General features: G+C 51.0%; 17 protein-coding genes. 9 read left to right on the top strand and 8 right to left on the bottom strand.

Annotated features, from left to right (window positions below):
* Positions 1-6 precede the first annotated feature (6 nt).
* Together JC793_RS03665 and fbpC are read left to right on the top strand one after the other, a co-directional pair.
* The gene (locus tag JC793_RS03665) at positions 7-2,085 is read left to right on the top strand and encodes an ABC transporter permease (RefSeq protein WP_218427523.1); all 2,079 of its coding nucleotides are present in this window, start codon (positions 7-9) and stop codon (positions 2,083-2,085) included.
* A 16-nt stretch (positions 2,086-2,101) separates the two neighbouring features.
* On the top strand, positions 2,102-3,151 hold the full coding sequence (gene fbpC, locus JC793_RS03660; RefSeq protein ID WP_214095833.1) for a ferric ABC transporter ATP-binding protein: 1,050 nt from the start codon (positions 2,102-2,104) through the stop codon (positions 3,149-3,151).
* A 73-nt stretch (positions 3,152-3,224) separates the two neighbouring features.
* On the opposite strand, the gene JC793_RS03655 is transcribed toward fbpC, so the two are convergent.
* On the bottom strand, positions 3,225-4,841 hold the full coding sequence (locus JC793_RS03655; RefSeq protein WP_166707089.1) for an amidohydrolase family protein: 1,617 nt from the start codon (positions 4,839-4,841) through the stop codon (positions 3,225-3,227).
* A gap of 205 nt (positions 4,842-5,046) precedes the next feature.
* Between JC793_RS03655 and JC793_RS03650 the strand changes: the two genes are divergently transcribed.
* A complete protein-coding gene (locus tag JC793_RS03650) occupies positions 5,047-5,529 on the top strand; it encodes a hypothetical protein (RefSeq protein WP_218427521.1) in 483 nt (160 codons plus the stop codon).
* Here JC793_RS03650 and JC793_RS03645 read toward each other — a convergent pair whose 3' ends face one another.
* Positions 5,530-6,558, bottom strand: coding sequence for an AbrB family transcriptional regulator (locus JC793_RS03645; RefSeq protein WP_166707087.1), 1,029 nt, complete (start codon positions 6,556-6,558; stop codon positions 5,530-5,532).
* Between the two features lie 78 nt (positions 6,559-6,636).
* Between JC793_RS03645 and JC793_RS03640 the strand changes: the two genes are divergently transcribed.
* Positions 6,637-6,891, top strand: a complete 255-nt coding sequence (locus tag JC793_RS03640) for a GNAT family N-acetyltransferase (RefSeq protein ID WP_218427520.1) — start codon at positions 6,637-6,639, stop codon at positions 6,889-6,891.
* Between the two features lie 9 nt (positions 6,892-6,900).
* Here JC793_RS03640 and JC793_RS03635 read toward each other — a convergent pair whose 3' ends face one another.
* A complete protein-coding gene (locus tag JC793_RS03635; protein ID WP_107680562.1) occupies positions 6,901-7,551 on the bottom strand; it encodes a TetR/AcrR family transcriptional regulator in 651 nt (216 codons plus the stop codon).
* 217 nt (positions 7,552-7,768) lie between these two features.
* Here JC793_RS03635 and JC793_RS03630 point away from each other — a divergent pair, with 217 nt between their 5' ends.
* Together JC793_RS03630 and JC793_RS03625 are read left to right on the top strand one after the other, a co-directional pair.
* Entirely contained in the window at positions 7,769-8,983 is a 1,215-nt protein-coding gene (locus JC793_RS03630; RefSeq protein ID WP_046895388.1) for a Tm-1-like ATP-binding domain-containing protein, read from the top strand.
* 11 nt (positions 8,984-8,994) lie between these two features.
* Positions 8,995-9,822: a phosphoenolpyruvate hydrolase family protein gene (locus JC793_RS03625; protein WP_107680561.1), complete on the top strand. Its 828-nt coding sequence runs from the start codon at positions 8,995-8,997 to the stop codon at positions 9,820-9,822.
* Between the two features lie 166 nt (positions 9,823-9,988).
* Here JC793_RS03625 and JC793_RS03620 read toward each other — a convergent pair whose 3' ends face one another.
* Positions 9,989-10,285, bottom strand: coding sequence for a hypothetical protein (locus tag JC793_RS03620; RefSeq protein WP_166707084.1), 297 nt, complete (start codon positions 10,283-10,285; stop codon positions 9,989-9,991).
* Positions 10,286-10,800: 515 nt separating this feature from the next.
* On the opposite strand from JC793_RS03620, the gene JC793_RS03615 reads away from it, so the two are divergent.
* Together JC793_RS03615 and JC793_RS03610 are read left to right on the top strand one after the other, a co-directional pair.
* Complete coding sequence (locus JC793_RS03615; protein WP_218427518.1) at positions 10,801-12,225, top strand: HlyD family secretion protein; 1,425 nt, start codon at positions 10,801-10,803, stop codon at positions 12,223-12,225.
* A gap of 34 nt (positions 12,226-12,259) precedes the next feature.
* Positions 12,260-14,371, top strand: coding sequence for a peptidase domain-containing ABC transporter (locus tag JC793_RS03610; protein ID WP_218427517.1), 2,112 nt, complete (start codon positions 12,260-12,262; stop codon positions 14,369-14,371).
* 8 nt (positions 14,372-14,379) lie between these two features.
* Here the strand turns inward: JC793_RS03610 and mtr are convergent, their stop codons facing one another.
* The 4 genes from mtr to JC793_RS03590 form a co-directional block, all read right to left on the bottom strand.
* A complete protein-coding gene (gene mtr, locus JC793_RS03605; protein WP_218427515.1) occupies positions 14,380-15,624 on the bottom strand; it encodes a tryptophan permease in 1,245 nt (414 codons plus the stop codon).
* 81 nt (positions 15,625-15,705) lie between these two features.
* Entirely contained in the window at positions 15,706-17,103 is a 1,398-nt protein-coding gene (gene tnaA / locus JC793_RS03600; protein WP_046892081.1) for a tryptophanase, read from the bottom strand.
* Positions 17,104-17,236: 133 nt separating this feature from the next.
* Positions 17,237-17,335, bottom strand: a complete 99-nt coding sequence (gene tnaC, locus JC793_RS19795; protein ID WP_072056840.1) for a tryptophanase leader peptide — start codon at positions 17,333-17,335, stop codon at positions 17,237-17,239.
* A gap of 380 nt (positions 17,336-17,715) precedes the next feature.
* Positions 17,716-18,609, bottom strand: coding sequence for a diaminopimelate dehydrogenase (locus JC793_RS03590; RefSeq protein ID WP_046892080.1), 894 nt, complete (start codon positions 18,607-18,609; stop codon positions 17,716-17,718).
* Positions 18,610-18,808: 199 nt separating this feature from the next.
* Here JC793_RS03590 and JC793_RS03585 point away from each other — a divergent pair, with 199 nt between their 5' ends.
* The gene (locus tag JC793_RS03585) at positions 18,809-20,155 is read left to right on the top strand and encodes an MATE family efflux transporter (protein ID WP_052927122.1); all 1,347 of its coding nucleotides are present in this window, start codon (positions 18,809-18,811) and stop codon (positions 20,153-20,155) included.
* Positions 20,156-20,221: the final 66 nt, after the last annotated feature.

Raw genomic sequence — 20,221 nt, 5'->3', positions numbered from 1 at the left:
TCTTTAATGTCTGAAACCCTGACTCTGCCTTCAAAACAGGGACGGGATTCCATCTTCTTATGGCTGCTGATCGCGTGGCTGGGCTTTGCCCTGCTGCCGTCCTGGAGCCTGGATTATGGTTTAACCGACTCCACACCAGATGAAATTTTTGCCGCTTACGGCTGGAGCGGGCTGAATGTCAGCTGGCTCTGGTATCTTCTGCCGTCAGTGCTGTTTTTCCGTTCGCTGACGCCGGCATCCCGCGACCAGCGGGGACGTCACTATACCGATATCGCTGTCGCTGTTCTGACGGCAGTGGTGGCGGTTGTCAGCGCCGTATGGGAAGGAAAAGGCCTGGGCTATTCCGCTATCGTGCTGTTTATCTCACTCGGCATGATTATGACCCTCGCCCTTAAGCGCCTGGAATGGCTGGGCGGTGACCAGTTTGTTATCGGCTCGCTGATTGCGGTGGTCGGGCTGATTGCGCTGTTTATTGTGTTCCCGAGTGTCGCGATTTTTATTCCGATGTTCACCGACAATAACGGGGATTTTGCGCCGTTTGCGTTTGTATCGATTCTCACACAGTCCCATATTGTGCAGGTCATCTGGAACTCCGTGATGCTTTCGCTGGCAGTGGGTGCGGGCTGTACGTTCTTCGGACTGATTCTGGCAATTTATACCAGCCGTATCGCAAAACGCTCGGCGGTTATCGGCCGCGTGTTCTCCATTCTGCCGATTGTCACCCCGCCGTTTATTGTCGGCCTGGGTGTCACCCTGATGATGGGACGTTCCGGTTATGTGACTGAGTTCCTCGCCACCTATGCGGGACTGGAAAACACCAACTGGCTGTACGGTTTCACCGGGATCTGGCTGGCACAGGTGCTCGCCTTTACACCGATGTCCTTTATGATCCTCGACGGTGCCATCAAAACCATTCACCCGTCGCTGGAAGAAGCGTCTTACACCCTGCGCGCCAACCGTTTCCAGACGTTCTTCAATGTCTTTATGCCGCTGCTGAAACCGGCGCTGGCTAACGCATTCCTGATCGTGATTGTGCAATCCCTGGCAGACTTCAGTAACCCGCTGGTACTCGGCGGTAACTTTGACGTGCTCGCCACCCAGATCTATTTCTATATCACCGGTTCCCAGCTCGATTATCAGGCCGCCAGTACCCTCGGCGCTTCCCTGCTGGTCTTCTCACTGCTGGTGTTCTGTGTGCAGTATATGTGGATCGGCAAACGCTCTTATGTCACGGTGTCCGGTAAATCGTACCGCGGGGATGTCCAGCCGCTGCCTGCCGCGCTGGTCGCTTTTGTCACCACGTTCCTCGCTATCTGGGTCATCTTCAACCTGGTGCTGTACGGCAGTATTTTTTACGGCAGCTTTACCGTGAACTGGGGCGTGGATTACACCTTAACCCTGGATAACTTTATCAAGCTGTTCGGTCAGGGCATGAATGACGGCGCATGGCCTTCACTGCTCGACACCCTGCTCTACGCCGGGATCGCCGCACCAATCACCGCAGTGCTCGGTCTGCTGATCGCCTACATTGTGGTGCGCCAGGAATTCCGCGGCAAAAAGACCATCGAATTTACCACGATGCTCTGCTTCGCAGTGCCGGGTACGGTGGCGGGTGTGTCTTACATCCTCGCCTTTAACGATTCCCCGTTCTATTTAACCGGGACGGCGGCAATCGTGATTATCTCCATGACGATGCGAAATGTGCCGGTCGGTATCCGCGCCGGTATCGCCGGTCTGGGACAAATCGACAAATCTCTCGACGAGGCGTCACTCAGCCTGCGGGCCGGTTCGATGCGGACGATTTTCCACATCCTGCTGCCGCTGCTGCGTCCGGCGATCCTGTCTGCGCTGATTTACAGCTTTGTCCGCGCCATCACCACGGTCAGTGCCATTGTGTTCCTCGTGACACCGGATACCCGTGTGGCCACCGCCTATATTCTGAACCGCGTGGAAGACGGCGAGTACGGTGTGGCGATTGCCTATGGCTCAATCCTGATCGTCGTGATGCTGGCGATTATTTTCCTGTTCGACTTTTTGATTGGCGAAGCCCGTGTTTCACGTTCCAAAGCCAAAAATGCACAGTAATCATGGAGTAACCGACATGACACAACAAAGTTTTGTTGAATTAAAAAATGTGACTAAACGCTTTGGCACCAATACGGTCATCGACGATTTAAGTCTTTCTATTCCGGCGGGCAGTATGGTCACCCTGCTCGGTCCGTCCGGCTGCGGGAAAACCACCGTGCTGCGTCTGGTGGCGGGTCTGGAAAAACCGACCGAAGGTAAAATGTTTATCGATGGCGAAGATGTCACAGACCGTTCCATCCAGCAGCGTGATATCTGTATGGTGTTCCAGTCTTACGCCCTGTTCCCGCATATGTCCCTCGGCGATAACGTCGGCTACGGGCTGAAAATGCTGGGACGCCCGAAGGCTGAAATTAAAGAGCGTGTGGAAGAGGCACTGGAACTGGTGGATCTGGCCGGGTTCGGCGATCGCTTTGTCGATCAGATCTCCGGCGGACAACAGCAGCGCGTCGCCCTGGCCCGTGCGCTGATCCTCAAGCCGAAAGTGCTGTTATTTGATGAACCGCTGAGTAACCTCGACGCCAACCTGCGCCGCAGCATGCGGGAAAAAATCCGTGAATTGCAGCAGCAGTTCAATATCACGTCCCTGTATGTGACCCACGATCAGAGCGAAGCCTTTGCGGTCTCGGATATGGTGCTGGTGATGAACAAAGGGAAAATCATGCAGCTGGGCTCACCGCAGGAGCTGTATCGTCAGCCTGCCTCGAAATTTATGGCAAGCTTTATGGGTGATGCCAATATCTTCCCGGCCACACTGATTGGTGATGCCGTTGAGATTTTCAGTTATCGCCTGCCGCGTCCGCCGCAGTTTGTCACGGAAAAAACCAATGTCACCGTGGGCGTACGCCCGGAAGCCATTACCCTGAGCTTACAGGGTGATGAGAGCCAGCGCTGTACTGTATCTCACGTGGCGTATATGGGGCCGCAGTATGAAGTGACCGTCGACTGGCACGGACAATCGATGCTGTTGCAGATTAACGCCACACAATTACAGCCGTCTGTCGGCGACAGTCTGTTCCTGCAAATCCACCCTTACGGTATGTTTATTCTGCCGGAAGAGCGGTAATTTTTCCCTGAATGCAAAACCGCCTCCGTGAAAAGAGGCGGTTTTTTTGTGCTGCTCACAATTGCACGGTCAATTATTTTTTATAGCGGTAACCGGCTGAGAAATTCTCACGCGCCTGTTCCTGAGCAGTATCAAAGAATGCCGCCACTTCCGCTGCGGTCTGTTCCGGCAGCTTTTTCGCCGCTTTCTGAATACGGTGCAATGCTTCTGTCGCATCGGAACGGATTTTATCGGTATTCTGCTGTGTCAGCTGACCAAAACGTTTTTTCACATCCCCGTTGACGATAACAGTATCCACCCCGGACGCAGTGGTTTGCAGCACCACTGAGCCCGCAGGATAACTGGATGGCACAAACGCTTCTTTCTGGGAAACGATAATAATATCTGCTTTTTTACCTTTGCTGATGGAGCCGATTTCTTTCTCCATCCCCATCGCTTCCGCACTGCCGTGTGTTGCCCAGGTCAGCGCATCGCGCACACTCAGGTCAATACTGGTGGTGGTTTTACCGGTGCGGTTTGCTTCCGCTTCATTATCCATACAACGCTGGAACTGAAGACCCAGACGCATCTGTGAGAACAGATCACCGGAGCCGACACACACAATGTCGCTGCTCAGTCCGGGTTTAAAACCGTGGTCAATGCTGGCGCGGAACGGCGGACGCCCCATCCCCATCTGCATTTCGGTTTCCGGTGCGATAGAGACTTTACCGCCGGTTTCTTTCAGGATCTTCCATTCACTGTTATCGAGAGAAGTACAATGGATATGGAGATGGCCGGGCTTAAGCAGATTATTGTGTTTCAGCTCATGTAACCCTTTAAGAAGAATAGATTTTTCTGCCGCCCCGGTATGGGACGCCACAAAAATCCCCAGTTCATTGGCCAGCTCAATCTCTTTCGCGGTATCAGCAAACGGAATCGTACCGAAATCACTCAGCAGAACCCCCATCTGGTTGAGGCTTTTATTACTGTGACCGTAATAGTGCTGATGGATATTTTTCATGACCTCCAGGCGCTGCTGATGGCTGCGGAAGCGGTTACTGCCTTTATAATCATACGCCTGCATACCATAGGCATAGATACTGCGGATACCGGAGGCGCGCAGGGATTCAATCGCTGCCGGTGCATGATCCGGTGAGTTAACACAGTCACAACAGTCAAGAATGGTCGTCACCCCGGCGTTCAGTGCCTCCACTGATCCCACCAGCGCCGCCATACGGATATCTTCCGGCTCCATAACCGAGCCGATACCGTAGAAAGTGGAACCCAGGAAACCGGCCAGTGACATATCTGCGGAGATCCCGCGCAGCAGTGACATCCAGGTGTGACGGTGACTGTCGATAATCCCCGGCAGAATAATCCCGCCGTCGGCATCAATCAGCTCCGCATCAACCCCGGCAAATTTGGACACCGGACCGACATCGACGATTTTATCACCGTCAACCAGCACTGCGCCGTCAGCAATATCACCGTATTTTTCATCCATAGTGATAAGATAGCCGTTATAAATCAGCTTATTACGCTTATCGGTTTTGATATAGCGTTTATTTTTATCATCAGCACCCGCCAGCACGGCATTACCACCCGCTAATGCAGAATGGCTGCCGAGTACACCTGCAGCCAGCCCCGCAGTACCAAGACCGGCATTTTTCAGGAAAGACCGTCTTGACGGATCCTGCGCTTTCTCTGTCATTGAATTATTGCTCCTCACACAGTTAACAGATACCTACAAAATGTACTGTATAGTACATATTTAAAGTCTAACAAGACTAATTCGTATTAACCAGTACATATTGTGTGATTTTCTGTCCCGGCTGACACCGGACACAGTTTTTACCGTGCGCTTTTTTTATACTGACTGATATATTTTCTGTCTGAATATCAGGGAAGAAACAATAATGCGTCCGGCTTATTTGTTTGTCAGGGGACTGTCTGTACTGCTGCTGTGCGGGATGTTAAGCGGCTGCGGGGTATTTTATGGTGCCATGTGCGGTAGTATGGCCCTGTTTACGCCGTCAGAGTCAGTGACAAAAATCCCGCTGCCGGATGCGGTGACCGGCCTGCCGTATAATCAGACCATTGAAATCGCACGGAACACCGGGATGATCCCGTTTTATGTCAGTGATAAACCGGACTGGATGACGGTCACGCTGATGTCAGAAAATGAGACCGGTGAATGGCTTCCGCTTGCCACCAAAGAGGAATGGCAGACACGGGTGATGAAAGCCGGTCAGCGCCCGCTGATCGCCGCCCGTTTGCAGGGAATTCCACCTGAACGCGGCAACGTCCGTATAAAGATCAAAGGCGCAGCTTACGGCACTATGTGCGGAAGTTCTGATCCGGCCTATTCCCTGCGGCTGACCGTGAAAAAGGCGGAGTGATTACTTACTCCGTCGTTCCTGAATATACAGCACCACTGACGGCACACTCTGAATAATCAGCATGCGGAGAATATGGTTAAGCATCACAAAACCCGCATCAATGCCCATGGTAATCGCAGCAAATGTCATCGCTTCCATACTGCCCGGCGCCCAGGAAAGCAGCAGCACCGGGAAGGGAAATCCGGTCAGGTGAGAAGCACCGAATGCAATCAGCGCGGTCAGCATAATATTGATCAGCACCACCTGTGCGGAAATCACCATATTACGCAGCAGTGAGCGCAGCGGAAACAGCACAAAATAAAGCCCGATATACATGCCAATCAGCGTCATACTGATATCATTCAGCGGCAGCGGGAAAACAATGTAAGTACTCACCATACTCTGCACGGCGATCGCCGCACCCAGTGACGTCAGCATAAACGGGGCGGGAACATTGATTTTTTCCAGCACTTTGCCGGACAGATACCCGCACACCGCAATCACCAGCAGCCACAGTACGGACACCAGACTCTGCGGCGGAATATCCGCAGGCGGCGGGACAGGATGATCACTGCCGACCACCACGCCCGCCAGCATAATCAGGATGATCAGACGGATAGTATGCGAAATCACCACCTTCTGCGGCGGCGTACCGGTATGATCTGTCAGCGCCAGAATCGCCGCCATTGCCCCGGGTACCGCACCCAGCAGCGATTCCTGAACTGACCACCCCACCCGTTTGCGGAACCAGAGAAAACTGACCGTAAACTGTACGGCCAGACACGACACCATCGTGAGCATAATCAGCAGAAGATTATCAAACTGACTGAGATCGACACGGATAAACATCAGCCCGACGGATGTCCCGAGTACCATCTGAACAAAGGTTAATGTTCCCCCGGGGATAGTGAGCGAAACATTGAAACGGTGCACAATAATAATCAGAATGATGGGGCCGAACATCAGTGCCATCGGCACATTCAGATATGCCAGCCCTGACCCGGTGGCGAAACAGGCTGAAATTCCCGCTGCTGTTTTGATTATATTCATATTGTTATTATTTCAGCCGGTTGCCGGTACAGAAAATCAGTTTATCACCGGAACAAATTAATTACAGAGGATATAATTATGCGGGTTACTTTCTCGCCATCAGAGGCGGAGATCAGTGTGGTGCAGAATGGCCTGCGCGGGCAACGTATCGGTACAGCGTTAATTCGTCAGGCGCAGGAGAGCGCCCGTGAGCGTGGTGCAAAATTCGCCCGGGTGGATACTTTCAGTTTCCGGGCTCGCCCTTTTTATCTGAAAATGGGTTTTGAGGAAGTGCTGACACCGGAATTCTATCCCCGGACGCATGAGCGTATTTACTTCCGCAAGACATTATAACAGCCGTTATTACGGCTGTTCATCCTGCTGCGCCCGGCTGTCCGCCATGGCCTGATTCAGAATCGCTTTTGCCATCCACTGTGTAATATCAATGACTTCACCGTCATTCATCTTCCAGATATCTTTCATCACCAGGAACACTTCCGAGCCGTACACCAGTGAGAATGCGCGGACCACTTTATCCAGTGTTTCCTGATCGACATGCGCCTTCAGCGGCTCCGTGACATTGGCCAGAATCGCCTTACGGTGGCCTCTGACCAGTTTTTTCTCTTCATTAATCTGCGATTTGGCCGATGCCGAACGATCCTGCGCCCACTGCTGTAATGACACATACAGTGCTGCACGCAGTGCACCTTCGTGGCGGAACATTTGCGGATAAGCAAACGCCAGCAACTGCTCCATGCGGTCGCGGGTTTCCGGACTGTCAGAGCGCCAGGTCAGAATCGGCCCGAGGCTGGCATCGACTGTCGCGGCGATTAAATCACTTTGTGTCGGAAAATAGCGGTAAGCCGTTGCCCGTGACACCCCGGCCTCCGCCGCCAGTTCAGAGACTGACGGAATCGCGCCCTGTTCAAACAGGGTCAGCGCAGTATTAACCAGCAGATTAAATGTCCGCTTACGCGTGCCGGAGTAAGGTGTTCCGTCATCAGTACAGGCCATAACTGATTTTCCTTTCATGATTTCTGTGAATTTTTCGCGGCTATCTTACACAACATCCCTGCCCGCAACACCCTAATGCTGTTTTTTTGTCAAAAAAATGATTTAAATGTAGACAAATTGAGATGGATGTCTCAAAATCGTGCAAACAAAATGATACTACAGTCTCATTATGGTTATGATGCGTTATCAGACATCCGATATCCCTTTGAGGTTAACCATGAACAGCAATAAAGGCGCTGTCTATATCGCCACAACGCTTGATACCAAAAGTGATGAGATTTTTTATGTCAGTGAGCTGATTCAGCGCACCGGCCTGGCAGTACGGACTGTGGATTTAACCACAAAACCCGGTCAGCTGACCCGGGAAGCGGATGTCTGCGCCCGCGACGTCGCCGCCTGTCACCCTGACGGCGAAAGCGCGGTTTTCTGCGGCGACCGCGGCCGTGCGATTGCGGCTATGGCTGTCGCCTTTGAGCATTTCCTTGCAAAACAAAATGATATTGCAGCACTTCTCGGTTTGGGCGGATCCGGTGGAACGGCACTGATTACACCAGCAATGCAATCCCTGCCTGTCGGCATCCCCAAACTCATGGTTTCCACCATGGCCTCCGGTGATATTTCCGGCTATATCGGCGCAAGCGATATTGCCATGCTCTACTCTGTCACTGATGTCTCCGGCCTGAACCGAATTTCACGTAAAGTTCTCCGTAATGCGGCTAATCAGATTGCCGGGGCGGTTTACTTCTGTCAGGAAGAGCAGGTAACTGATAAACCTGCCGTTGCCCTGACGATGTTCGGCGTCACCACCCCGTGTATTCAGCAAATCAGCAAAGAACTGGAAGCGGATTACGATTGTCTGGTCTTTCACGCGACCGGCAGCGGCGGTAAAGCCATGGAAAAACTGACGGATGATCATCAGTTCGACAGTGTCCTTGACCTGACCACCACGGAAGTGTGTGACTATCTTTTCGGCGGCGTACTGGCCTGTGATGACGATCGTTTCGGTGCGGCAGCCCGCTCACAGACACCGTATATCGCCTCCTGCGGCGCACTGGACATGGTCAATTTCGGCCGCCCGTCCACGGTTCCGGAAAAATATGCTGATCGTCAGTTTTATCATCACAACGCCCAGGTCACCCTGATGCGTACCACCCCGGAAGAAAATGCACAGATGGGGCGCTGGATAGCAGAAAAACTGAACCAGTGTCACGGTGATGTCATTTTTATCATTCCGGAAGGCGGTTTCTCCGCTCTCGATGCTGAAGGTATGCCTTTCTGGTCGCCGGAAGCTGACCGCGCCTTTATTGAGGCGTTCGAAACACATTATAAACAAACAGAAAAACGAATTTTACGCAAATGCCCGTATCATATTAATGACCCGGAATTTACCCGTTTTGTCATTAACCAACACCAGCAATTACGGGCGAAATAAGGAGACACAAGATGCCACTTTCCCGTGACGCATTACTGAAAAAATTCAATGATATGATTTCACGCGGTGAACCGATTATCGGCGGCGGTGCCGGTACCGGTCTGTCTGCAAAATGTGAGGAAGCCGGCGGTATCGATCTCATCGTTATCTATAACTCCGGCCGTTACCGGATGGCAGGACGCGGCTCACTGGCCGGTCTGCTGGCTTACGGTAATGCCAATGAAATCGTTATGGATATGGCAAAAGAAGTGTTGCCGGTTGTCAAACACACCCCGGTACTGGCCGGTGTAAACGGCACCGACCCGTTCTGTCAGTTTGATAAATTCCTCGACGATATCAAAGCCACCGGATTTTCCGGCGTACAGAACTTCCCGACAGTCGGCCTGATCGACGGTAAATTCCGCGCAAATCTGGAAGAAACCGGGATGGGTTATGCGCTGGAAGTGGAGATGATCCGCAAAGCACGTGAAAAAGATCTGCTGACCACGCCGTATGTTTTCAGCCGTGAAGATGCCATTGCCATGACCAACGCCGGTGCGGATATCCTCGTGCCGCATATGGGTCTGACCACCGGCGGTAATATCGGGGCAGAAACAGCGACTACGCTGGATGATTGTGCTGAGATGATTAATGACTGGGCGAAAGCAGCAAAAGCGATTCGTCCGGATATTATTGTATTGTGTCACGGCGGTCCTATTGCGACACCGGAAGATGCACAATACATTTTAGATCGCTGCCCGGACTGCCACGGTTTTTACGGGGCCAGTTCCATGGAGCGTTTACCGACAGAAGTGGCACTAAAAGCCACCACCGAAGCATTTAAAAATATAACAAGATAATTAAATTATTTATTTCAAGTCAACACCAGGTGCCTGCAATATATATTGCAGGCATTTTTTTCATACAAAAAATCCGCCCTCATAAATGATCCGGCGGATTTGTATATATACCAGTTTTATTACGGATAAATATGCTTTTCAGCAACCATAATAATACTGTATTTAATTATGCACCTTTTTTCTGTGCTTTAATGCTTTTTGCATTACTGACAATGCTGGTCACGCCAAAACCGATACCTGCTGTTGCGAGGATCGGGCTCAGGCCTACAGCCGCACCGATACCGCCACCCAGCATTGCGCCGGATACTTTGAAGTTAGTTTTGTAGCCGCCTGCAGAACAACCTGCATCAACGATACCGCCGATAGCAGTGCCCATAGTAGCACCGATACCACCGAATACCAGACCCAGACCTAACAGGCCGCCATTAACTTCATTCATTTCCAGAGTTGTTAATTCTTTCATAATTTTATTCCTTTAATTCCCTATCGGGACAATATCCGTTACCGGGTTTTAACTAATAACCGCAGTAGTTCTTACAGGAAAAGATATAATTCCTGTAATTGTCCCGGAGTATACTCCTTCAGAACATAAAAAAAAATGGATTATTTATTTTGACTTACCAAACACTGTATTTTATGTAATTACACTTAGAAAAAAATATATTATTGCTATTTTAATTCACAATATAAGAATAAATTACGCAAGTATTAATACGCGTTCGCATATTAAAATCTCATTTTACGTTCACAATAATACACCAAATATTTACGCAACAATATTAAATACTCAAATCATGTTATTTACTGCGATAATTCTGATAATAGACAGGAATAGTAGCGTTATACCGGCTATTTTATGTAATTAAGTATAATTTCGGATACGATAAAATATCTCCTGAGACTAAAATTACCGTTTGAAACAGAGGCAGGCTACGTATGTTAACGGATAACTGTCTCTTTTAAGGATTGGAGTCCATATTGTTCCGGCAGGAAGCACTTGATAACAGGAAAATGAAATGGCGGGGGAAAGCGTTATTGCTGCCCGGAATTCCGCTGTGGATAATTATGGCCGCATGTTCCGTATTCCTGATAGTTTTTCTTATTTTTATTATTTTCGGATCTTACACCAGACAGGTCAATGCCACTGGTGAAGTCACCACATTCCCGCGGGCCGTTACTATTTATGCTAATGCTCAGGGGTTTGTCACGAAACAATATGTCCGTGAAGGCCAGCATATTAAAAAAGGGGATCCGGTTTACATAATCGATGTCAGCAAAACAACGTCCAGCGGTGTGGTCAGTGATAATCAGCGCCGGGAAATTGAAGGCCAGCTTCTGCGGGTTGATAGTATGATCACCCGCCTGGAAGATAATAAACGCGATACCCTGGATGCGCTGGAAAAACAAAAATCGCTGTATATTGATGCCTACAAACGTTCGGCAGGTATTGTAAAACGTGCCGAAGAAGGGATCTCCATTATGAAAAACAATATGGAGAATTACCGGTCCTATCAGAAACAGGGATTAATTAATAAAGACCAGTTGCTTAATCAGGTCGTGACTTACTATTCCCAGCAAAACAGCCTGCTGGGATTAAGTGGTCAGAACGAACAGAATGCCCTGCAAATTACCTCACTGGAAAGCCAGATCCTGACTCAGGCTGCGGAATTTGATAACCGGATTTATCAGATGGAACTGCAGCGCTATGAGTTGCAGAAAGAGATGGTCAATACCGATGTCGGCGGCGAAATTATTGTCCGTGCCCTGACTGACGGCCGTGTGGATTCCCTCGGCGTGACGGTCGGGCAGATGGTTAATCCGGGTGATACCCTGCTCCAGATCCTGCCGGAAGATATCAGTCAGTACTGGCTGGTGCTTTGGGTACCCAATGATGCACTCCCTTATCTGAACATCGGTGATGCCGTGAATATCCGCTATGAGGCGTTCCCGGCGGAAAAATTCGGCCAGTTCGCTGCCTCCATTCAGATGATTTCCAAAACCCCGGCCTCACCGCAGGAAATGATGACCTACGCCGGTGCACCAAAAGTCAGTCAGATGCCGCAGTCCATCCCCTACTACAAAGTCATTATCCGCCCGGAAAAACAGATGATTGCGTATGACGGCCGCGAACTCAGCCTGCAAAACGGTATGAAAGCCAATACCAGTTTGTTTCTGGAAAAACGAAAAATCTATCAGTGGATGGTTTCACCATTCTATGACATGAAGCAGAGCGCCTCCGGGCCGGTGGAATTCACCACGGAAAACCCGCTGGCAGGCATTATCGGCGAAACACAGAAACTGGCCGCACTGGCTGAGATCCCGTCACCGGATCACACTGAGGACACCACTCCGGTGGTTAACTCACTGGGTGCATTCGGAAAAACAGGAGCAGACACACCATGACAGAACGGATTCTGTTATCTGACCGGGAGGCCGTATGCGCCGTTTATCCTTAAAAAACCTGCTGGAAAAGCTCGACCTCAGCCTGCGCAGAAGCATTCCGGTTATTCACCAGACCGAATCATCCGAGTGTGGTCTGGCCAGCCTTGCGATGATCTCCGCGCATTACGGTAAAAGTATTGATCTGATTTCCCTGCGTCAGAAGTTCAATCTCTCGGCCCGCGGCGCGACACTGACCGGTCTCACCGGCATGGCGTCGGAGCTGGGGATGACCACCCGCGCCCTGTCGCTGGATATGGATGATCTGCCGAATCTGCGGCTTCCCTGTATTTTACACTGGGATTTCAATCACTTCCTGGTACTGGTCAAAATCAGCGGTAACAAATTTATTCTGCACGACCCGGCGTACGGCCGCCGGGTGGTCGGCGTCGAGGAGATGTCGCGTAATTTCACCGGCGTGGCCCTGGAAGCCTGGCCCGGCAGCACCTTCACCAAACAGGAGGTGGTAAAAAAACTCAGCCTGCGCAAGCTTATCGGTAATATTCACGGGCTGAAACAAGCTCTGCTGAAAATCTTCGCGTTTTCGGTGGTGATTGAGGCCATCGGGCTGATTATGCCGGTCGGTACCCAGCTGGTGATGGACCACGCGATCCCTGCCGGGGATCAGGGGCTGTTGTCCCTGATTTGTATCGGGCTGCTGTTCTTTATTCTGCTAAAAGCGGCCGTCAGTATGTGCCGCGCCTGGGCGAGCCTGGTGATGGAAACGCTGATCAACGTCCAGTGGCAGTCCGGATTGTTCACGCACCTGCTGCGTCTGCCGCTCAGCTACTTTGAGCGGCGTAAACTCGGAGACATTCAGTCCCGTTTCGGCTCGCTCGATATCCTGCGTACCACCTTTACCACCAGCGTGGTCGGGGCGATCATGGACGGCATCATGCTGATCGGCGTGTTTATCATGATGATCCTTTACGGCGGCAGTCTTACCTGGATTGTGCTGGCCTTTACCGCGGTGTATATCGGCCTGCGGCTGGCAACGTACGGCTATTACCGCCAGCTGTCGGAAGAGTCGCTGATTAAAGAGGCGCGCGCCGGGTCGTACTTTATGGAATCCCTTTACGGGATCACCACGGTAAAAACCCAGGGCATGAGCGAGCGCCGGGGTAATCACTGGCTGAATCTGAAAGTGGATTCCATCAATACCGGCATCCGCCTGACCAAAATGGATCTGATGTTCGGCGGGGTAAACACCTTTATTATGGCCTGCGATCAGATCGTTATTCTGTGGATCGGCGCCACGATGGTGATCGACAATACGATGACCCTCGGGATGTTTGTTGCGTTCAGTGCCTACCGTGAGCAGTTTTCTGACCGTGCCGCGTCCATCATTGAATTCCTGCTGCAACTGCGGATCATGAGCCTGCATAACGAACGTATTTCCGATATCGCCCTGAATGAGCAGGAAAATAAGAAGCCGGATGTACCGTACGAGCCGCAGATGCAGGCCGCCGGGCTGGAAACCCGCAGTCTGGCGTACAGCTATGACAGCCAGTCCGCACCGATTTTCCGTGATATTAATCTGTCGGTCGCGCCCGGTGAAAGTGTGGCGATCACCGGGCCGTCCGGTTCGGGGAAAACCACACTGATGAAAGTGCTGTGCGGTCTGTTTGAACCCTCTGACGGCAAAGTGTTTATTGATAACATCGATATCCGCCAGCTCGGCGTCAATAACTACCACAAAATGATCGCCTGCGTGATGCAGGATGACAAACTGTTTTCCGGCTCGATCCGCGAGAACATCTGCGGATTCACCGAAAATCCCGACGAGGAGTTAATGATAGCCTGTGCACAGGCCAGCTATATTCACGACGTGATTACATCGATGCCGATGGGATATGAAACGCTGATCGGTGAACTGGGTGAAGGGCTTTCCGGCGGGCAGAAACAGCGGGTATTTATTGCCCGGGCGCTGTACCGCAGACCGCGTATCCTGTTTATGGATGAGGCGACCAGTGCGCTGGATAAAGAGAGTGAATCTTACGTCAACCAGGCGATCAGTCAGTTGCCGATCACCCGGATTATTATCGCTCACCGTGAATCAACGATTGAGTCAGCGGACAGGGTGATTAAACTTGATAACCCTGCCGCTTAAAGTGAGGCTTACCGGTAGACCGGTAACAGGCTGAAGCTTGACAGAATATGCACCACCGCGTTCAGTACCCCGAAGCCCAGGATCAGCCAGATCATGGGCTCGCCACCCCAGACCCGGAACTGCGGGCTGCCGAAGCGTTTGCGGGATGCGCGGGCCAGCAGTGCCGGGACAATCGCGGCCCAGACCGTCGCCGCCAGACCGGCAAAGCCGATGGCATAAATAAAGCCGTCCGGATACAGCAATCCGCCCAGCATCGGCGGGGAGAATGTCACCACTGCTGTTTTCAGACGGCCGGTTTTACTGTCATCAAATTTGAATAAGTCCGCCAGATAATCAAACAACCCCAGCGTCACACCAAGGAATGAACTGGCCACCGCAAAGTTAGAGAACACTATCAGCAGCAGTTCCAGACCGCGGCTGTGCAGCACACCACTCAGCGCCTGAACCAGCACATCAATATTACCGCCTTTTTCCGCAATCGGAATAAAGTCCGGACGCGGAATATTCCCCATCGTACCGAGCATCCAGATAATATAGAGCACCAGCGCCATCAGTGTACCGATCGTCAGACAGCGGCGGATTTTGCCGGGCTCTTTGCCGTAATATTTCATCAGGCTCGGCACATTACCGTGGAACCCGAACGAGGCCAGACAAAACGGCAGGGTAAACAGGACATAAGGCAGATAAGAGGCGTCCGGCTGCGCCACATTCAGTAAGACCGCCGGTTTGACATTCCACAGCAGACCGCCGAATGTCATAAAGAATGTCAGGATTTTGGCACCGAGCACAATCGTCGTCATCCGGCTGACGGCTTTGGTACTCAGCCAGACAATAAACGCGACGGCAAGGGCAAACAGAAATCCGCCCATCCGTGCCGGAAGTGCAATCCCCGCCTGCGCGAAGGTGTGACTCAGTACCGAACCGCTGGCGGAAATATAGGCATAGGTCAGAATATACAATACGAACGCAATAGTCAGGCCATTAATAATATTCCAGCCATTTCCCAGCAGATCGCGGGTGATCGTATCAAAACTGGAGCCAATCCGGTAATTCAGGTTGGCTTCCAAAATCATTAATCCTGAGTGCAGCATACAAAACCAGGTGAATACCAGTGCTGCAATCGACCAGAAAAACCATGCACCGGACATTACCACCGGCAGGGAAAACATCCCCGCACCAATGATAGTTCCGCCGATAATCATTGCTCCGCCGAATACTGACGGCGAAACAGAGGACGCAGGAACAGTAGCCATAAGAGTACCTCTGGTGGCTTAATATTATCGTTATGTTTGAAATCAGGAGGATGCAGGGCATCCTCCTGTAAGACGACAGGGTTACATGACAGGTTTCAGGCGGGCGACAAAGTGACGCAGAACCGGCGGTTCATAGGTAAATGTCAGCCCTTTGATATCCGCGGCTTTTTCTTTCAGCCGGATAAAGGCATCCGCGATATAATCCATATGGTCATTGGTATAGACACGGCGCGGGATCGTCAGGCGCAGCAATTCCATCGGTGACGGCTTCTGAATACCGGTTTCCGGGTCACGTCCCAGCAGCAGCGAACCGATTTCCACCCCGCGGATACCGGACTCCAGGAACAGCTCGTTATTCAGCGCATGTGCCGGGAACTGATCCCCCGGGATATGCGGCAGCATTTTCTTCGCGTCGACAAAGACAGCATGACCGCCGACCGGATACTGAATCGGAATGCCGGCTTCGCGCAGGCGTTCACCCAAATATTCCACCTGAGTGATACGGTAGCGGAGGTAATCCTCATCCATCCCCTCTTCCAGTCCGATAGCCAGTGCTTCCATATCACGCCCGGCAAGACCGCCGTAAGTGACAAAGCCTTCCATCGGCACACAGCGGGTGCGCACTTCGTTAAACAAATCTTCGTCATCACGGAAACAGCACAGACCGCCGATATTGACCAGTGAATCCTTTTTCGCCGACATTGTCAGCATATCGCCGTATTTATACATCTCTTTGACGATCTCTTTCACTGACTTATCCGCATACCCTTTTTCGCGCTGTTTGATAAACCAGGCGTTTTCACAGAAGCGGGCTGAGTCAATCACCACCGGGATATCGTACTTTTTGGCGATCTCATACACGGCTTTCATATTTGCCAGTGAAATCGGCTGACCGCCGGAACTGTTACAGGTCACGGTGGTGACAATCGCCGCCACATTTTTCGCACCGTGCTCTGCAATCGCCGCATTGAGCAAATCTAAATCGAAATCCCCTTTCCAGTCATAATAGGTTGTTGTATCAAAGGCTTTTGGTGTAACCACGTTAATCGCTTTCGCGCCGTTTAACTCCACATGGGCAGCCGTGGTATCAAAGTGGAAGTTGGAGATAAAGACCGGCTTATCCGCCCCGGATTTGCGGCGGCGGGCGATCAGTGACGGAAACAGAATTTGCTCGGCACCGCGGCCCTGGTGTGTCGGGATAGTAAACGGATAGCCAATCAGTTTTTTCACCTGATCACAGAGATGATAGTAGTTACGGGAACCGGCATACGCCTCATCCCCCATCATCAGCCCGGCCCACTGGCGGTCACTCATCGCACCGGTACCGGAATCGGTCAGCAGGTCAATAAAGACCACATCACCCGGTAATAAAAACGGGTTATATCCGGCTTCCTTCAGGGCAACTTCCCGCTCATTACGGGTTGTCATCCGGATATTTTCGACCATTTTAATACGGAACGGCTCAGGAATACGTTTCATTATTTTACTCTCCGGTTTCGGGCTGCCGGATATATTTATCCGCTGCATTTTCATGAAAAGAAAATGCAGAAATACAGCCACGTTATATCAGCGTGTTTTTAATTAATTTTTGTGGTAATACGCGGACGGAGAATTACTCAGGGAAGAAGTTTGAAATGCGATGATCAATATTGAACCATGCCTGCACGAGGCAGACACCGGCAAGATGACTTGGGATGGATAAGAAATTCATACACAAAGCCCTCTGGGTGGATAAGTAATGCACAAAATTACATTGAATAGTTCTTTTGTCTATGATCAACATCTCAATTATTGTATTTGTATATATTAAATAATCATGATGATTTCATATAAAAATCAATATAAATTAAGCATTACTAATCAATTGCCGTGGTAATTAATTACTCTCTCATTTGTTATCTGTATCCTGTACTAATAAAAACAGGAATAACACCTGAAAGCATCAGGTTCCCCTGTATTTTTTATATTTATAAAAAATAGTTGTGACAATAACATTGCGGATATAACAGTTAATTTAATTATCCGTTTTCCCGATAATAAAAAAGTGGTTTTCACCACTTTTTTCAACGCTGTTTTGTGACTGAAATATCACTACACCAGTTTACTGATCCAGCTGTTCACATCACCGGCCAGGAAATTCACCGGCGGGATCTCAATCACGCTGTATGCCCCCGGCTGCTGACGGCAGGCGGCACGTGCCGCAGACACCATAAACTGGGAGGTCAGTGCCGGGTTATTGATACGCATGCTGTATTCAAACAGCTGGTTATGCGTTTTACCGGAAACCCCTTTGTGCGTCATGGAAACACCGTGTCCCACATCTTTCAGGGCATCCACGCTGTCCACCTGACGGACATGTGTCTCATCGGAGGCAAAATAGCTGTCGGCTTTCAGCGCGGCAGTCACGGTCTCAATATCATGCCCCTGCTCAATCTCAACATAAACCATGCGGCGATGGACACCGGTGCCCAGCGGGATGGTCATGGAAAGCGCATCTTTCACCCCGGGGATCGCTTTGGCGGCGACACTGTGGCCCATGCTCATTCCCGGCCCGAAGTTGGTATAAGTCAGCCCTTTCGGTGCCATCGCCTGCATCAGCGTGCGGATAATGGAGTCGGACCCCGGATCCCAGCCTGCCGAGATAATAGCAGTACACTCACCGGCGCGGGCAATCGGGTCAAGATGTGTTTTCAGCGCGACAATGTCACTGTGAACGTCAAAACTGTCCACGGTGTTAATCCCCAGTGCGAGGATCTCTGAGGCAACCGCACGGATAGCGCGGGTCGGTGAGCACAGCAGTGCCACATCCACCTTGCCCAGTTCACGGATATCCGCCACCACCGGATACACAGAGTGTGCATCAGCAGCAGACGGATTGCGTCGTACAATCCCTGCAATGTCAAAATCAGCGGCAGCTTCCAGCGCCTCAATCGCATATTGTCCGATATTGCCGTAACCAACGACGGCGGCTCGTATTTTTTTCACGGAATTCTCTCTGTCATCATTGATTAGTCTGATAAGGAAATCATACTTATTTATGAAAGGAAACATTGATTTCTTAATTAGTTATGAAAAAAATGTTTTATTTTTCACCTTTCGCTATTCTCAGTAATATTATCCTGGTAGAATCCGGCTCCCTGTATCCGTCCCGGAACAAAAATCACACTCTTTACAGAAGGTCGTCATGCATCAGTCTGATGTGACAGAGCGCGGGCTCTTTTCCTTAAGCTGGCCGATTTTTATCGACCTGTTATTACACTTTTCCACCTTCCTGATTAATACCTGGATGGTCAGCCATGTGTCGTCAAAATATCTGGCGGCGATGGCGGTCGGTAACCAGGCATTTGACCTGTTTATCACTATTTTTAACTTTATCAGTGTCGGATGCAGCGTGGTCATCGCCCAGTATATCGGGGCGGGAAGACGGGATAAGGCCAGTCAGGCAATCCATATCTCCATCGCGTTCAACCTGTTGCTCGGATTATTGTCCGCCGGATTTACCATTATTTTCGGTTATAAAATTCTGGAATTGATGAATACGCCGGAACATCTGATGGAAGATGCCTTTAACTATCTGCATATTCTGGGGATTTGTTTAATTCCGGAAGCGGTGACCATCATTCTGGCGGCCTGTCTGCGGGTGTACGGCAGAGCCAAACCGGCAATGTATGTCACGCTGGTCGCCAACGTGGTGACTGTTGTCGGTAACTGTATTGTGCTGTACGGCCTGTTCGGCCTGCCGCAGTACGGGCTGGTCGGTGTTGCCTGGTCCACCGTGGCCGGACGCCTGATTGCCGTGGCGCTGTTGTGCGGTCTGCTCTTTTACGGCCTGCGGATCAAATTCGTGCCGCGCATGCTGTTTCACTGGTCTAAAAATATGCTGAGGCAGATCCTGCATGTCGGTCTGCCGTCTGCCGGGGAGAACCTGGTCTGGATGCTGCATTATATGGTTGCCATCGCCTTTATCGGGCTGATGGGTGAAACCGCGCTGGCAGCGCAGACCATCTACTTCCAGTTATCACTGTTTATTATGCTGTTCGGGATAACCATCAGCATCGGGAATGAAATCCTGGTCGGGCATCTGGTCGGGGCAAAACGCTTTGAGGATGCCTATCAGCGCGGCATGAAAAGCCTGAAAACCGGCTTCTTCAGTACCATTCCGATTGTCTTTCTGTTCTGGCTGTTCCGTGATCACCTCGCTTACGGGCTGAGTGATGATCAGGCGGTGATTAAACTGCTGCTGCCGCTGTTCCTGCTGTCGGTCTTTTTAGAGCCGGGACGCACGCTGAATATTGTGATGGTAAACGCCCTGCGTGCCGCCGGTGACGCCCGTTTCCCGCTCTGTACCGCCCTGTTCTTTATGTGGTGTGTCGCGCTGCCGGTCGGCTATGTGCTCGGCATCAAACTGGAGATGGGAATACTCGGGATCTGGATTGGTTTTCTGTGTGATGAGTGGCTGCGCGGGCTTGTGAATACATGGCGCTGGCGCTCGAAAAAATGGCAGTCAAAACGGCTGGATATTGAAGGCTGATAAATCAGTCAGAATCCCCGCTGCAATTGTGCAGCGGGAACCACCTCAATCACCAGCTTGTTACAC

Source organism: Morganella morganii (genome assembly GCF_019242955.1).
Classification (GTDB): domain Bacteria; phylum Pseudomonadota; class Gammaproteobacteria; order Enterobacterales; family Enterobacteriaceae; genus Morganella; species Morganella sibonii.
The sequence above is the reverse complement of the archived record's forward strand: the minus strand, read 5'-3'. Positions and strand labels throughout refer to the sequence as shown.

Bases quoted from the DNA above. Each gene is read 5' to 3' on its own strand.
- JC793_RS03665 (WP_218427523.1), top strand. From the start codon at position 7: ATGTCTGAAACCCTGACTCTGCCTTCAAAACAGGGACGGGATTCCATC.
- fbpC (WP_214095833.1), top strand. From the start codon at position 2,102: ATGACACAACAAAGTTTTGTTGAATTAAAAAATGTGACTAAACGCTTT.
- JC793_RS03655 (WP_166707089.1), bottom strand. From the start codon at position 4,841: ATGACAGAGAAAGCGCAGGATCCGTCAAGACGGTCTTTCCTGAAAAAT.
- JC793_RS03650 (WP_218427521.1), top strand. From the start codon at position 5,047: ATGCGTCCGGCTTATTTGTTTGTCAGGGGACTGTCTGTACTGCTGCTG.
- JC793_RS03645 (WP_166707087.1), bottom strand. From the start codon at position 6,558: ATGAATATAATCAAAACAGCAGCGGGAATTTCAGCCTGTTTCGCCACC.
- JC793_RS03640 (WP_218427520.1), top strand. From the start codon at position 6,637: ATGCGGGTTACTTTCTCGCCATCAGAGGCGGAGATCAGTGTGGTGCAG.
- JC793_RS03635 (WP_107680562.1), bottom strand. From the start codon at position 7,551: ATGGCCTGTACTGATGACGGAACACCTTACTCCGGCACGCGTAAGCGG.
- JC793_RS03630 (WP_046895388.1), top strand. From the start codon at position 7,769: ATGAACAGCAATAAAGGCGCTGTCTATATCGCCACAACGCTTGATACC.
- JC793_RS03625 (WP_107680561.1), top strand. From the start codon at position 8,995: ATGCCACTTTCCCGTGACGCATTACTGAAAAAATTCAATGATATGATT.
- JC793_RS03620 (WP_166707084.1), bottom strand. From the start codon at position 10,285: ATGAAAGAATTAACAACTCTGGAAATGAATGAAGTTAATGGCGGCCTG.
- JC793_RS03610 (WP_218427517.1), top strand. From the start codon at position 12,260: ATGCGCCGTTTATCCTTAAAAAACCTGCTGGAAAAGCTCGACCTCAGC.
- mtr (WP_218427515.1), bottom strand. From the start codon at position 15,624: ATGGCTACTGTTCCTGCGTCCTCTGTTTCGCCGTCAGTATTCGGCGGA.
- tnaA (WP_046892081.1), bottom strand. From the start codon at position 17,103: ATGAAACGTATTCCTGAGCCGTTCCGTATTAAAATGGTCGAAAATATC.
- tnaC (WP_072056840.1), bottom strand. From the start codon at position 17,335: ATGAATTTCTTATCCATCCCAAGTCATCTTGCCGGTGTCTGCCTCGTG.
- JC793_RS03585 (WP_052927122.1), top strand. From the start codon at position 18,809: ATGCATCAGTCTGATGTGACAGAGCGCGGGCTCTTTTCCTTAAGCTGG.